Raw genomic sequence first — 13,400 nt, 5'->3', positions numbered from 1 at the left:
TGTCGCGGACAGGATGGACCGAAGGCGTCAGCCGACCGCCAGAAAGGCGGTCACCGTCAACCGCCCCCGCTTGGGGTCGGCCGCCAGCACCGCGTCGGCGGCGATCGCGCCGCTATGCAGGTTGCAGCTCCGATAGAGCAGCGCCCGGTTATAGCGGGCCTCGACCGTGCGGATGCAGGCAAAGAGCTCCGTGTCCCCCGCAACATAGCCTGGCGGCGGCTCCGCCACGGCGAGTTCGGCGTCGAGCGCCGCCAAATAGCCCGCACGGCGCTCCTCGCTCACCGTTTCGAAACGGGTTGCGCGGTGGCGGAAAAAGGCGGTGCCGTCGCCGCCCTCCGGCGCCAGATAATGGATCAGCGCGATGCGGTCGGGGGTGAAGGCGTCGCAGTGCGGCAGCCGCTGCGCGACGCTCAGCGCGGCGGGCGGCATGGTGACGATCGAGAAGCTCGCGTCGAGGACGCGCACTTCGCCCGTCCGGCCGAAGACATGCCGAACCGTCGCCGCGATGATCGGCAGCTGCGTCTCGAAATATCCGTCGGGCAGCGCGGCGCGAAGGCCCGGATAATGGTGCCGCGCCGACCCGAATGCGGCCGCAGCCGCCGCGCAGCGCAGCGCATCGGGACGCGGCGCGAAATCGTCGAGGATGCACAGCGGCTGCGCCTCGTCGCCGATCGTCTCGACCGTCAGCGGCATCAGCCCGGCATCCCCACGCAAGTAGCGGCGCGGGCGAGCAGGAAATCGCGCTCGCGCTCGTTCCCCGCCAGCGCCGCCGCCGCCTCGAACGCCGCCTTCGCCTCGGCCGCCCGCCCCGCGCGCAGCAGAAAATCCCCGCGCGCCGCCGGAAGCGGCGCATAGTGGCGGAGCGCCGCCTCCCCGGCGATCGTGTCGATCAACGCCAGCCCCGCCTCGGGGCCGAACGCCATGCTGTGCGCGACCGCGCGGTTGAGCTCGACCACCGGCGACGGCATCACCCGCCCCAGCCGGTCGTAGAGCGCGGCGATACGGCGCCAGTCGGTATCCTCGGCGCGGCGCGCCCGCGCATGGCACGCCGCGAGCGCCGCCTGCAGCGCGTATGGCCCGTCGGCGCCGCCCAGCGCCTCGGCCCGGTCGAGCGCCTTCAGCCCGCGCCGGATCAGAAGCTGGTCCCAGCGCGCCCGGTCCTGCTCGGGCAGCGGCACCAGCGCGCCGTCGGGCGCGGCCCGCGCCGGCAGCCGCGACGCCTGAATCTCCATCAGCGCGAGCAATCCCATCACCTCGGGCTCATCGGGCATCAGCCCGGCGAGAATGCGCCCCAGCCGCTGCGCCTCGGCGCAGAGCGGCGGGCGCACCAGATCGCACCCGCTCGTCGCCGCATAACCTTCGTTGAAGATGAGGTAGATCACCTCGAGCACCGACGCGAGCCGCGGCGCGAGGGCCCGCCCGCGCGGCACCTCGAACGCCACCGCCGCCTTGGCGATCGCCTTCTTGGCGCGGGTGATGCGCGCCGCGATCGCTGCCTCGTTCGACAGGAACGCCCGCGCGATCTCCTCCACCGTCAATCCGCCCACCAGCCGCAGCGTCAGCGCCGCGCGCGCCTCGGGCGAGATCACCGGATGGCACGCCGCGAAGATCAGGCCGAGCAGTTCGTCGCCCAGGTCGTCGTCGAGCCGTGCCTCGAGGCTCTCGATGCTCATGTCGCGCTCATCGTCCCGTTCGCGGGCGATCTCGGCATGTTTGCGGTCGTGCATCGCCGCCCGCCGGAACCCGTCGATCGCGCGCCGCTTCGCCGCCGCCATCAACCAGGCCCCCGGCCGCTCGGGGACGCCCGACGCCGGCCAGTCGGTCAGCGCCGCGAGCAGCGCCTCCTGCGCCAGTTCCTCGGCGCGGTCGACGTCGCGGGTCAGCCGCGCGAGCCCGGCGATCAGCCGCGCCCGCTCGATCCGGAAAACCGCCTCGATCGCCCTGTGGATGGGGTCCGCCGCCATGCTCGCCTTGTCCGCCAGATCGGCGGGCGAGGCAAGCATAGCGGCGGCCATTCGCGCTTATTGCCCCGCGAGCTGATCGCGCAGCTTCTGCTCGCGCTCGGCGAGTTCGGGCGTCAACGCGTCGCCGAAATCCTCCATCTCATAGAAGGGCCGGATTTCGAGCTCGCTCGGCCCCGGCATCGGATTGGGGCAGCGCTTCGCCCAGGCGACCGCTTCGTCCATATCCTTGACTTCCCACACCCAATAGCCCGCGACCAGCTCGCGCGCTTCGGCGAAGGGGCCATCGATCACCGTCCGGCTCGCACCGTCGAAGGCGATCCTTTTTCCCGCCGACGAGGGTTTCAGCCCGTCGCCGTCGATCATCACGCCGGCCTTCACCAACTCCTCGTTGAACGCCCCCATCGCCTCGAACATCTCGGTCATCTCGGCGGTGGGCGGCAGGCCCTTTTCGCTGTCCTCGGTCGCTTTCACGAACACCATCACACGCATCGGTCATCTCCTTCATCATCGGGGGCCGGCATGGCCTCCTGTCTAGACGACGAACGGGCGATCGCGAAATCGACAGGCGCGCGAAAATTTTTCCGCGCCCCGCTTTTGCGGAGCCGCCGATTGGACAGCCCCGCCCCGCGCCCTATACCGAGGCGATGGACTCGACCCGGCCCAAGCTCGTCATCCGCAACTCCGAAACCCGCGATGCCGCCGCGATCGCGCGCCTGACCGCGAAGGTCTATGGCCGCGCCGAGGCCTATTCGGCGGCGCAGATCCGCGGCCAGATCAACAATTTCCCCGAAGGCCAGTTCCTCGCCGAATATGAGGGCCAGGTCGTCGGCTTCTGCGCGACCCTGATCGTGCCCGAGGCGGCGGCGCTCACCGATCATCGCTGGACCGCGATCAGCGGCGGCGGCTTCGGCACCCGCCACGACCCCGACGGCGACATCCTCTACGGCATGGAGGTGTGCGTCGACCCCGACTATCGCCGCCTGCGCATCGGCCAGCGCTTCTACCGCAAGCGGCAGGAATTGTGTCAGGCGCTCGAACTGCAGGGCATCGCCTTCGGCGGCCGCATGCCGGGCTACGCCCGCCGCCGCCGTAAATATCCCGAGCCCGAGGCCTATCTCGCCGCCGTGCTCGACAAGCAGCTTCGCGATCCGGTCATCAACTTCCAGGTCAATCAGGGCTATCGGGTCAAGGGCGTCCTCCACGACTATCTGCCCAGCGACCGCGAAAGCGGCGGTCACGCCGTGCTGATGCTCTGGGAAAACCCCCTCGCCCCACCGCGCGAGACGGCGAACGCGCGCACCCGCGGCTCGGCGCCCGACCGCCTCCCCGCCTCGGTGCGCGTCGCCACGGTCCAGTTCCAGATGCGCGGCATCGACCGCATCGAACAGTTCGAGGAACAGGTCGAATATTTCGTCGACGTCGCCGCCGACTATGCCGCCGATTTTGTTGTCTTTCCCGAGCTCTACACGCTGGAGCTGCTGTCGATCGACAAGAACAAGCTGCCGCCCGAAAAGGCGATATTGAAGATCGCCGACTATACCGACCGCTACCTCGCCTTCATGGAAAAGCTCGCGGTCGGCTACAACATCAACATCGTCGGCGGCTCGCACCCGACGCGTGTCGAGGGCGACGACATCCGCAACATCGCCTATGTCTTCCTGCGCGACGGGTCGGTGCACCGGCAGGAAAAGCTGCATCCGACCCCGTCGGAGCGCCGCTGGTGGAACATCAAGGGCGGCTATGGCGCCGACGCGATCAACACCGATTGCGGGCCGATCGGGGTGATGATCTGCTACGACAGCGAATTTCCCGAGCTCGCGCGCCATCTCGTCAACCAGGGGGCGATGATGCTGTTCGTCCCCTTCTGCACCGACGAGCGCCGCGGTTATCTGCGCGTCCGCTATTGCTGCCACGCGCGCGCGGTCGAGAACCAATGCTATGTCATCACCTCGGGCGTCGTCGGCAATTTGCCCAACGTCGAGAATATGGACATCCACTATGCCGAAAGCGCGATCCTGACCCCGTCGGACTTCGCCTTCGCCCGCGACGGCGTCGCCGCCGACACCGCGCCGAATACCGAGACGATCGCGATCGCCGATTTGAGCCTCGCCGATCTCCTCACCAGCCGCCAGAGCGGCGCGGTCCAGAACCTGCGCGACCGCCGCTTCGACCTCTACCGCGTCGACTGGAAGGACCCCGCCGCGCCGGGGATCGGGTCGCGCTAAGTGCTCCTGCCTTCCCCGTCCGTTCACGGCCGATAGCGGCCATAGGCAGAGAGAAAGCCCCTCCCCTTCAGGGGAGGGGTTGGGGTGGGGTCTATCGGCCTTGCGCAAGGCCGATAGACCCCACCCCACTACGACTAGGCAGCAAACTGCCAAGTCTACGTTGTCCCTCCCCTGAAGGGGAGGGGCTTATCGGGACGCAACGTCCGCTCCCCACCCCAAAGCCGGCATCCGCTTCAACGCAGTTTACTCGTTCAACCTCCCCCTTGCCACACCTTCCGTTTACGTTAAGGTCACGTCAAATCCGCAACCGGAGAGTGATTCATGGCCCTTCCCGCGATCTTCGACCGCCTGCGCCTGCCCGTCATCGGCTCGCCCCTCTTCATCGTCTCGGGGCCCGATCTCGTTATCGCGCAGTGCAAGGCGGGGATCGTCGGCAGCTTTCCGGCGCTCAACGCCCGCCCGCAACCGCTGCTCGACGAATGGCTCCACCGGATCACCGAGGAGCTGGCGGCGTGGGACCGCGACAATCCCGACCGGCTCTCGGCGCCCTTCGCGGTCAACCAGATCGTCCACCGCTCGAACGACCGGCTCGAAGCCGACATCGCGACCTGCGAGAAATGGAAGGTGCCGATCACCATCACCTCGCTCGGCGCGCGCGAGGAGCTCAACCAGGCGGTGCACAATTGGGGCGGCATCACCCTCCACGACGTCATCGACGATCGGTTCGCGCGCAAGGCGGTCGAAAAGGGCGCCGACGGGTTGATCCCCGTCGCCTCGGGCGCCGGCGGCCATGCGGGCACCCAGTCGCCCTTCGCGCTGGTGCAGGAAATCCGCAGCTGGTTCGACGGCCCGGTCGCGCTGTCGGGCGCGATCGCGCATGGTCGCTCGATCCTCGCCGCGCAGGCGTGCGGCGCCGACCTCGCCTATATCGGCAGCGCCTTCATCGCGACTGCCGAAGCCAATGCCGACCAGGGCTACAAGGACGGCATCGTCGCGGGGCGCGCGGGCGACATCGTCTATTCGAACCTCTTCACCGGGGTGCACGGCAACTATCTCCGCCAGTCGATCGTCGCGGCGGGGATGGACCCCGACAATCTGCCCGAGGGCGACCTCAAGACGATGAACTTCGGATCGGGCGGCAACACCAAGGCCAAGGCGTGGAAAGACATCTGGGGGTCGGGCCAGGGCATCGGCTCGGTCTCGGGCGTCCGCCCGGTCGCCGAATTCGTCGCCGAACTTTCTGCCCAGTATCGCGACGCCTGGCGCGAGCTGCAGGACAAATATATCGGCTAGAGTGTTTTCAAGTCAGGTGGAATCACCTGACGACTCGGAAAACACGGTAAAACAAGAATCTAGAGTGCCGGTTTTGATTCCATCAAAACCGAACGCACTCTAGGCGGCCGTGAGCGCCGATCCTCCGAACAACCGCTCGATCGCATCGTCCAGATAGGGCCGGTCGGCGAACAGTCGCATCGGGTCGCGCCGATTGAGCCAGAAACCGCCGCCATGGCGGTCGGTCAGCGCACGCCGCATCGTGTCCTGCAGCAGCCGCAGCCGCATCACCGCGGTGCGCCGCGCCGCACGCGGATCGCCGGGTGCCTGCGCAACGAAATGCGCGCGGACGCGCTCGACCCGCGCGGCGATGACGTCGCTATAGGCATAGTGCGGCCCGCGGTGCAGCGCATGGCCCGATTGCAGCGCGAAGCGCTCGCACGCGGGCAGCACTATCCCGTTGAGGTCGAAGCGGTGGAGCGTGAAATCCTCGGCGCGCAGCGCGTCGAACAGCGCCGCCATCTGCGGCTGGCGGAGCAGCGCGACCGGGATCAGATGATGCCGCTGAAACCCGTCTCGCGGCGGCACCGCCCCCTGCCAGCCCCGCGAACGCGGCACCCGGCGGAGACGAAGCCCGGTCATCCGTGCCGGCCGAAATCGACGCGAACGGTCGCCGGCGCCCCTCCGTCGCCGGATTCGGGGATCAGGCGGATGATCTCGCTCCCCTCCAGCCCGCGCGCATTTTGCGCGCCGGTGACCGGTCCGTGGAGCATCACATCGAGCGCGAGCCGCGCGAGCCGCTTCACCATGTCGGCCATCGTCCAGCCGGCGGGAATGCCCGCCTCGAGCTCCTGGCCGCCGAACAACGCGAGGCCGCGCGTCGCGACGCGCTCGTCCGGCCCCGCCCCGCGCCGGCGGAAGGCGACGAGATGGAGCACCGGCGGCATGCCGCTCGTCAGCATCTCGGCGATGGCGGCGCGGAACTGCGGTGCATCGGACCAGAGCCGCGCCGGCGACCAATAGATATGGCTCGCATCGAACAGATCGACCAGCAGCGCGACGAGCTTGAAATAATCGCGCATCCAGGCGGCCGGCGCTTCGACAGCGCTCCCGTCGCCCGGCCGCACGATCCAGCAGCAATCGCCGTCGCGCCAGTCCGTTGGCAGCGCGCACGCCAGCGAGCTGTTAGCGGAATCGGTCGGATCGGCCGCGGCAAGCGTTGCGGCGTCGGCCCGCCCCGCGATCGCCGTCGTCGATCCGAAGGCCAGGCGAAAGCGGGGCGCCTCGCCCGAAGCCGGGCCGATGCGTTGCGGCTGCAGCCCCATGCGGCGGATCGCGGCCTCGGCCGCGGCGGGCGACGCCAGCCCGCGCGGCGCCCCCGCGATCAGGACGAAGGGGTCCGGCAGACCCGGTGGCATCTGGGCATCGCTATCGCCGGCTGGCATGGGCAGGTAGACCTTTGTCCGTTGCCCCGTGCATCGCAAGACGGCCCGGAATGTTCAAACGCTAATTATGTCCGTTTCGGAGTGGCGCGCGGCGCTCAGATCGCGACCTGGCTGCCCAGTTCGACGACGCGATTGGTCGGCAGGCGGAAATATTCCATCGCGCTTTCCGAATTGCGCAGCATCCACGCGAACAATTTCTCGCGCCAGATCGGCATCCCAGGCGACTTGGCTGCGATCAAGGTCTGGCGCGACAGGAAAAAGCTCGTTTCCAGCATCTTGAACTCGCCGCCGCATCCCCCGACGCGGTTCAGCGCCGCGGGCACGTCGACCGGCTGCATGAAGCCATATTTCAGGATCAGGCGGTGAAAACCCTGCCCCAGATCGTCGAGTGCGCAATGGTCGGCCTCGCGGACGAAGGGGACGTCGGCGATCTTGATCGTCAGCAGGATGATGCGCTCGTGCAGCACCTTGTTGTGCTTCAGATTGTGGAGCAGCGCGTGCGGGACGCCGTCCGACGACGAGGTCATGAACACCGCGGTCCCCGGCACGCGCGTCGCGCTGTTCGCGGCCGATTTGACGAACACCGGAATCGGCATCGCGCCCTCGGCCATCTGCTGCTGCATCAGCTTGCGCCCGCGCGACCAGGTGGTCAGCATGGTGAAGATGGTCAGGCCGATCGCCAGCGGCACCCAGCCGCCGTCGGGCACCTTGATCAGATTCGCGCCGAAATAGGCGATGTCGACGACGAAGAAGATTGCGAGCAGCGGCACCGCCTTCCACGCCGGCCATTTCCACAGAGCGAACAGCACGACCGACATCAGGCAGGTGTCGATGAACATGGCGCCGGTCACCGCGATGCCATAGGCCGCGGCGAGATTGCTCGACGATCCGAAGAACAGGACGAGCAGAGTCACCATCACCATCAGCCCCCAGTTGACCACCGGGATATAGATCTGCCCCTGCGCCGACGCGCTCGTATGCTCGACGCGCAGCCGCGGCATGAAGCCGAGCTGGATCGCCTGCTGGGTCAGCGAGAAGGCGCCCGAAATCACCGCCTGGCTCGCGATGATCGTCGCGAGCAGCGCAAGGATGACGATCGGCACGCGCCATGCGTCGGGCATCATCAGAAAGAAGGGGTCCTGGATCAATCCAAGCCGGGCCCCCATGTCGGCCTCGAGCACCATCGCGCCCTGCCCCATATAGTTGAGCATGAGCGCGGGCAGCACGAAGCACAGCCACGACAGGCCGATCGGCGCGCGGCCGAAATGCCCCATGTCGGCATAGAGCGCCTCGGCCCCCGTCACCGCAAGCACCACCGCGCCGAGCGCGATGAAGGCGGTGAAACCGTCGAGATAGAAGAAACGCAGCGCGTTGACCGGATTGATCGTCGCCCAGATGATCGTCGGATGATCGACGATATGCATCACCCCCAGCACCGCGAGCATCAGGAAATAGCCGAGCATGATCGGGCCGAAGAGCGCCCCGACCTTTGCCGTTCCGTGCGACTGGAGCGCGAACAGACCGATCAGGATCGCGAGCGCGATCGGCACGATATAGGGCTGGAATCCTTCGTTGACGTAGCTGAGCCCCTCGGTCGCCGAGAGCACCGACATCGCCGGCGTGATCATGCTGTCGCCATAGAAGAGCGCCGTCGCGAACACGCCGAGCAGCACGATCGGCCAGGTCCATCTCTTGTCGCCCGACGAGCGGCTGATCAGCGCGAGCAGCGCGAGGCTGCCCCCCTCGCCCTTGTTGTCGGCTTTCATGATCGTCAGCACATATTTGAAGGTGACGACCAGCATCATCGACCAGAAGACGAGGCTCAGCACACCATAGATGTGCAGCCGGTCGGCGTCGATCGAATGATGCCCGGCAAAGGTTTCGCGAAAGGCGTAGAGCGGGCTGGTCCCGATGTCGCCGAACACCACGCCGACCGCGCCGACCGCAAGCTTCAGCTTGCCGTCGCCGTGATGGGTGTGGCCCGAATGGCCCGTATCGGCGGCGGTCGCGGCGCTGTCCGCGCCTGCCGCCACCTGTTGCGACTCAGCAGTCATGGCGCCGCGCTTTAGACGAGCCTGCGCAAATAGAATAGAGCCCGTTCACGGCCCGCGCGGAGCCTCGGCGGGAAGCTCGGGTCCCATCGCCTGGCGAAGCTGCGCGAGCCGCATTTCGAGGTCGGCGCGCCACGGCGCATCGGCAGGACTGCGCGCGAGCAGGTCGCTCCACACCGCATTCGCGCCCTTGAGGTCGCCGCTCTGCGCCATCGCAAGCCCGGCGAAGAAGGGCGGCGCGGGGTGCGCGGGATCGCGCTTTGCCGCTTCATCGAAGGCGAGCGCCGCCGATGGCGACATCATCCCGCCGCCATGCGCGACGAGCGCGTTGCCGAGCCCGACCCAAAGGTCGACATTGTCGGGGTATTTCTCCAGCCCCTTTTCCAGCGTCTGCGCCGCGAGCGCGGTCTTGCCGGTGCGCGCGAAGCCGTCGGACATGGCGAGCCACTGGGCGGCGGGACCGAAGCGTTCGCTCATCCCCTGCCGCCGATCGGTAATGGCCTCCCCAAAACCTTCGGGTTCCTCGGGCTGTATCACCGGTTTGCCGGGCAGCGCGGGGCTGCCTTGCAGCGCATAGCCGGCGAGGCCGAGCATCAGCGCCGCCGCCGCGAGCGGCCGCGCCGCCGCGGGCAGTCGTCCCAGCCACATCATGCCGCCGGCGGTCAGCGCCGCGGCGAGCGTGATCCACAGCCAGATCACGCCTCGTCCTCCGCGTTGCCGCGGCGGAAGCGCCCGAAAGCGAGCCAGCCCCCCACGCCGAGGAACAGCAGAGGTCCGAGCCAGAGCAGTGCCGTCGCCGCGTCGAAGGGCGGATCGTAGCTTACCCAATTGCCGTAGCGCGCGACGAGCCATTTGCGGATCGCATCGGGGCTTTCGCCCGCCGCGATCTTGCTGCGCACCTCGTGCCGCATGTCGCCCGCGAGCGGCGCGTCGCTGTCGGCGATCGACTGTCCCTGGCAGACGAGGCAGCGCAGCGTCTCCATCAGCGCCTTGGCCTTCGCCTCCTTCGCGGGATCGTTGAGCTGCTGATAGGCATAGGGCGCCGGCGGCAAGCGGTCCTGCGCGACCGCCGGAGGACCGAGAACGCCAAACAGCATCGTTAGAAAAACCAGTGTGCTCCCGCGAAGGCGGGAGCCCAGAGCGGCAATGAACCGCGTCGGCGCCGTCGTGCCCTGGGTCCCCGCCTTCGCGGGGACACACGATGAGAGGTCCGATGCCCCGCTCACTTCATCGCCTCCAGCTTCGCGATGATCCCCGGCACGTCGCCAGCCAGGATCACGCCCTGAATCTGCTCGCGGATGACGCCCTTGCCGTCGATCAGGAAAGTCTCGGGCACCCCCGACGATCCGAGCGCGATCTGGACGCTGCTCTGCTGATCGGACCCGATACGATCGAACGGATTGCCGAATTCATTGAGGAAAGCGGCGACGTCGTCGGGCCGGTCGCGGATCGCGATGCCGTCGATCGGCACCCCGGCCCGCTTCAGTGCTTCGAGCTGCGGCGCCTCGGCGCGGCACGGGATGCACCAGCTCGCGAAGACATTGACCAGCCGCGGCCGCCCATCGGCGAGTTGACTGCTCTTCAATCCCTCGACCCCCGCGGTCGCGGGCGGCAGGTCGAACAGCGGCATCGGCTTGTCGATCCACTGCGATTGGATCAGCGTGTCGTTGGGGGTCGTCAGCCGATAGATGAAGGCACCGAACAGCAGCGCCATGATCGCCAGCGGCACGAACAGGATCCAGCGGTTCCTCATGGCGCGAAACGCTCCTGTGCTTTCCTCGACCGGTGCGCGCGCCAGATCGCGAGCAACTGCGCGCGCCCGAGCATCGACAGCGCCGCGCCGATCGCGATCAGCGCCCCGCCGAGCCAGATCCACCACACCAGCGGCTTCCACCACAGCCGCAGCTGATAGCGGTCGGCCGTTCCATCCTCCGAGGTCACCGGCTGTCCCAGCACCGCATAGAGCTGTCCGCCCGGCCGCGTCAGCAGCGCCGCCTCGTTGGTTTCGGTCGGCGCGCTGCCCATCAGCCCGGGAAAGGTGCGTGCCTCGGGGCGCAATGTGAAGCTGTCGCCCGATCCGGTGGTCGCGACCAGCGTTCCTTCGATCGCGGTATAGTTCGGCCCGGCGACCGGCCGCACTCCGACGAACTTCACCGCAAAATCATCGACCTTCACCGTCTCGCCCGGCGCCGCGGCGACGAGCCGTTCCTTGATGAAGGCGCTTTCCGCCGCCATCCCCGCGAGCGCGACCGCGACGCCGAAATGCGCGATCACCATGCCCCAGGTCGGCAGCGGCGTGCGGCGGAGGTTGCGGCCCCACAGCGGCGCGAGGCTCGCGACCGCCACCACCGCCGCGACCGTCATCCCGAGCAGCGGCAGGATGCGCACCGATCCGCCGAACAGCACGAGCCCGAACAGCACGAGCGCGCCGGCCAGTACAGCGAGCGGCAGCCGCGACCACAGCCGCTTGCCGTCGTCGCGGCGCCAAGCGAGCAGCGGCCCCGCGACCATGACGAGGCACAGGGTCAGCGCGAGCGGCCCCGCGACCTTGTTGTAATAGGGCGGCCCGACCGAAATCTTCTCGCCCATCGCCTCGGCGACGATCGGATAGAGCGTCCCCAGGAGCACGAGCGCGAGGATCGTCGTCAGCAGCAGATTGTTGATGACGAGCGAGCCCTCGCGGCTCAGCAGCGCGAATTTCTTGCCCTCGGCGACGGTGCCCGCGCGCAGCGCGAACAGCGCCAGCGCCCCGCCGATATAGATCGCCATCAGCACGAGCAGGAAGGTGCCGCGCTCGGGATCGACCGCGAAGCTGTGGACGCTGGTGAGCAGCCCGGATCGCACGATGAAGGTGCCGACCATCGACATCGAGAAGCCGATCACCGCGAGCATCACCGTCCATGCGCGCAACGCATTGCGCGTCGCGGTCACCGCGACCGAATGGAGCAGCGCCGCGCCCGCGAGCCACGGCACCAGCGACACATTCTCGACCGGATCCCAGAACCACCAGCCGCCCCAGCCAAGCTCATAATAGGCCCAATAGCTGCCCGCGGTGATCCCCAGCGTCAGGAATATCCAGCTCCCCAGCACCCACGGCCGCATCGCGCGCGCGAAGGCGGGTCCGATCTCGCGCGTCACCAGCGCCCCGACCGCGAAGCTGAACGCGACCGACAGCCCGACATAGCCGACGTAGAGCGTCGGCGGGTGGAAGGCGAGACCCGGATCCTGAAGCAAGGGGTTGAGCCCCTGCCCGTCGGGCGGCGCCACCGGCAGTCGCTTGAAAGGATTGGAAGAGAAGAGAAGAAAGGCGAAGAAACCGAGGCTGAGCGCCGCCTGCGCCGCGAGGGTCGCGACCAGCGTATCCTGTCGCAGCCGCTTCTCGAAGATCGCGACGAGCGCGCCCGACAGGCCGAGGATCGTCAGCCACAGCAGCATCGACCCTTCGTGATTGCCCCACGCGCCCGCGATCTTGAACAGCATCGGCTTCAGGCTGTGGCTGTTGCGCGCGACGAGCTCGACCGACATGTCCGAGCGCACGAACAGCGCGATCAGCAGGCCGAACGCCGCGGCGGTCAGCACCCCCTGCGCGACGCTCGCCGGCCGCACCAGCGACGCCAGATCCTTCGGTCCGCCACGCAGGAACAGCGCCCCCGCGACGAGCGACAGGCATGCCAGCGCCGCCGCCATCCACAGGAGCGCGAGGCCGAGTTCGGCGATCATGCGGTTGCACCGTAAAACAGGTTCTTGTCCTTGCGAGGCGCGTAGCGACGAAGCAATCTCCAGCCATCGTCATCACAGGCCGCAAGCTGGAGATTGCTTCGCTTCGCTCGCAATGACGGAAACTCGATGGCGATCATTCCCCCGGCACCAGCTTCATATTCTTCGGCATCTCGCCCATCTGCGGCGGCATGTAGCGTTCGTCGTGCTTGGCGAGGATGCGGTCGGCGACGAACACGCCGTCGGCGCGCATCCGGCCATCGGCGACCATGCCCGAATTTTCGGCGAACAGGTCGGGGACGATGCCGGTGAACTGCACGGGGACCGAGGCCTTGCCGTCGGTCGCGACGAAGCGGATCGTCACCCCGTCGCTCTGGCGCTTGATGCTGCCCGCGGCGACCATGCCGCCCAGCCGCATCGGCTCGCCGACCTCGGCCTTGCCCGCCTTGACCTCGGTGGGGGTGCGGAAATAGGCCGCCTCGTCGCGCAGCGCGCTCGCGCCGAGCACGCCGGCGCCCGCGACGCCCACCAGCGCGACGAGCGCCAGGATCAGCCGCTGATGCTTGGGTTTCATGTGCGGTCCCTTCGCAGCGCATCGCTGCGCTTCTCGGCCTTCGTCATCGCCCGCCAGCTATGCCATAGCACCACGCCGGTCAGCAGCGCGGTCAGGCCATAGGCGGCCGCGACATAGGCCCATTGGCCGCCCCCGCTGATCACCCCCGTCAC

At 68.1% G+C, this 13,400-nt stretch carries 13 protein-coding genes and 1 pseudogene; 2 read left to right on the top strand and 12 right to left on the bottom strand.

Annotated elements, in window-relative coordinates; all coding sequences use genetic code 11:
- Nucleotides 1-27 precede the first annotated feature (27 nt).
- The 3 genes and pseudogenes from ACOTSS_RS06120 to ACOTSS_RS06110 form a co-directional block, all read right to left on the bottom strand.
- Nucleotides 28-693 (bottom strand): DUF6445 family protein, encoded by a 666-nt coding sequence (locus ACOTSS_RS06120; RefSeq protein ID WP_448690624.1) that lies wholly within the window; start codon nucleotides 691-693, stop codon nucleotides 28-30.
- On the bottom strand, nucleotides 693-2,015 hold the full coding sequence (locus ACOTSS_RS06115; protein ID WP_448690623.1) for an RNA polymerase sigma factor: 1,323 nt from the start codon (nucleotides 2,013-2,015) through the stop codon (nucleotides 693-695). Before ACOTSS_RS06115 ends, ACOTSS_RS06120 begins: the two co-directional genes overlap by 1 nt.
- A gap of 87 nt (nucleotides 2,016-2,102) precedes the next feature.
- Nucleotides 2,103-2,453: pseudogene (locus ACOTSS_RS06110) on the bottom strand (YciI family protein); the annotation flags it as partial.
- Nucleotides 2,454-2,608: 155 nt separating this feature from the next.
- On the opposite strand from ACOTSS_RS06110, the gene ACOTSS_RS06105 reads away from it, so the two are divergent.
- Both ACOTSS_RS06105 and ACOTSS_RS06100 read left to right on the top strand, forming a co-directional pair.
- Nucleotides 2,609-4,189, top strand: a complete 1,581-nt coding sequence (locus ACOTSS_RS06105; protein WP_448690622.1) for a GNAT family N-acetyltransferase — start codon at nucleotides 2,609-2,611, stop codon at nucleotides 4,187-4,189.
- Nucleotides 4,190-4,510: 321 nt separating this feature from the next.
- Nucleotides 4,511-5,482: an NAD(P)H-dependent flavin oxidoreductase gene (locus ACOTSS_RS06100; protein WP_448690621.1), complete on the top strand. Its 972-nt coding sequence runs from the start codon at nucleotides 4,511-4,513 to the stop codon at nucleotides 5,480-5,482.
- A 99-nt stretch (nucleotides 5,483-5,581) separates the two neighbouring features.
- Here ACOTSS_RS06100 and ACOTSS_RS06095 read toward each other — a convergent pair whose 3' ends face one another.
- The 9 genes from ACOTSS_RS06095 to ACOTSS_RS06055 all read right to left on the bottom strand — a co-directional run bounded on the left by ACOTSS_RS06095 (nucleotide 5,582) and on the right by ACOTSS_RS06055 (nucleotide 13,400).
- A complete protein-coding gene (locus ACOTSS_RS06095; protein ID WP_448690620.1) occupies nucleotides 5,582-6,103 on the bottom strand; it encodes an AHH domain-containing protein in 522 nt (173 codons plus the stop codon).
- A complete protein-coding gene (locus ACOTSS_RS06090; RefSeq protein ID WP_448690619.1) occupies nucleotides 6,100-6,879 on the bottom strand; it encodes a hypothetical protein in 780 nt (259 codons plus the stop codon). The genes ACOTSS_RS06095 and ACOTSS_RS06090 overlap by 4 nt, the downstream gene beginning before the upstream one ends.
- 122 nt (nucleotides 6,880-7,001) lie before the next feature.
- A complete protein-coding gene (locus ACOTSS_RS06085; protein WP_448690618.1) occupies nucleotides 7,002-8,960 on the bottom strand; it encodes a potassium transporter Kup in 1,959 nt (652 codons plus the stop codon).
- A 45-nt stretch (nucleotides 8,961-9,005) separates the two neighbouring features.
- A complete protein-coding gene (locus tag ACOTSS_RS06080) occupies nucleotides 9,006-9,656 on the bottom strand; it encodes a tetratricopeptide repeat protein (RefSeq protein ID WP_448690617.1) in 651 nt (216 codons plus the stop codon).
- Nucleotides 9,653-10,054 carry a cytochrome c-type biogenesis protein gene (locus tag ACOTSS_RS06075; RefSeq protein ID WP_448690616.1) on the bottom strand — a complete coding sequence of 134 codons (402 nt, stop codon included), beginning with the start codon at nucleotides 10,052-10,054 and terminating at the stop codon, nucleotides 9,653-9,655. Before ACOTSS_RS06075 ends, ACOTSS_RS06080 begins: the two co-directional genes overlap by 4 nt.
- A 125-nt stretch (nucleotides 10,055-10,179) precedes the next feature.
- Nucleotides 10,180-10,710, bottom strand: coding sequence for a DsbE family thiol:disulfide interchange protein (locus ACOTSS_RS06070; RefSeq protein ID WP_448690615.1), 531 nt, complete (start codon nucleotides 10,708-10,710; stop codon nucleotides 10,180-10,182).
- Complete coding sequence (locus ACOTSS_RS06065) at nucleotides 10,707-12,677, bottom strand: heme lyase CcmF/NrfE family subunit (RefSeq protein WP_448690614.1); 1,971 nt, start codon at nucleotides 12,675-12,677, stop codon at nucleotides 10,707-10,709. Before ACOTSS_RS06065 ends, ACOTSS_RS06070 begins: the two co-directional genes overlap by 4 nt.
- A 133-nt stretch (nucleotides 12,678-12,810) precedes the next feature.
- Nucleotides 12,811-13,248: a cytochrome c maturation protein CcmE gene (gene ccmE, locus ACOTSS_RS06060; protein WP_448690613.1), complete on the bottom strand. Its 438-nt coding sequence runs from the start codon at nucleotides 13,246-13,248 to the stop codon at nucleotides 12,811-12,813.
- Nucleotides 13,245-13,400, bottom strand: a complete 156-nt coding sequence (locus tag ACOTSS_RS06055; RefSeq protein WP_448690612.1) for a hypothetical protein — start codon at nucleotides 13,398-13,400, stop codon at nucleotides 13,245-13,247. The genes ccmE and ACOTSS_RS06055 overlap by 4 nt, the downstream gene beginning before the upstream one ends.

This window comes from Sphingopyxis sp. NJF-3 (genome assembly GCF_053514865.1).
Note: the sequence above shows the minus strand (reverse complement) of the source record. Positions and strands in the feature narration are given on the sequence as shown.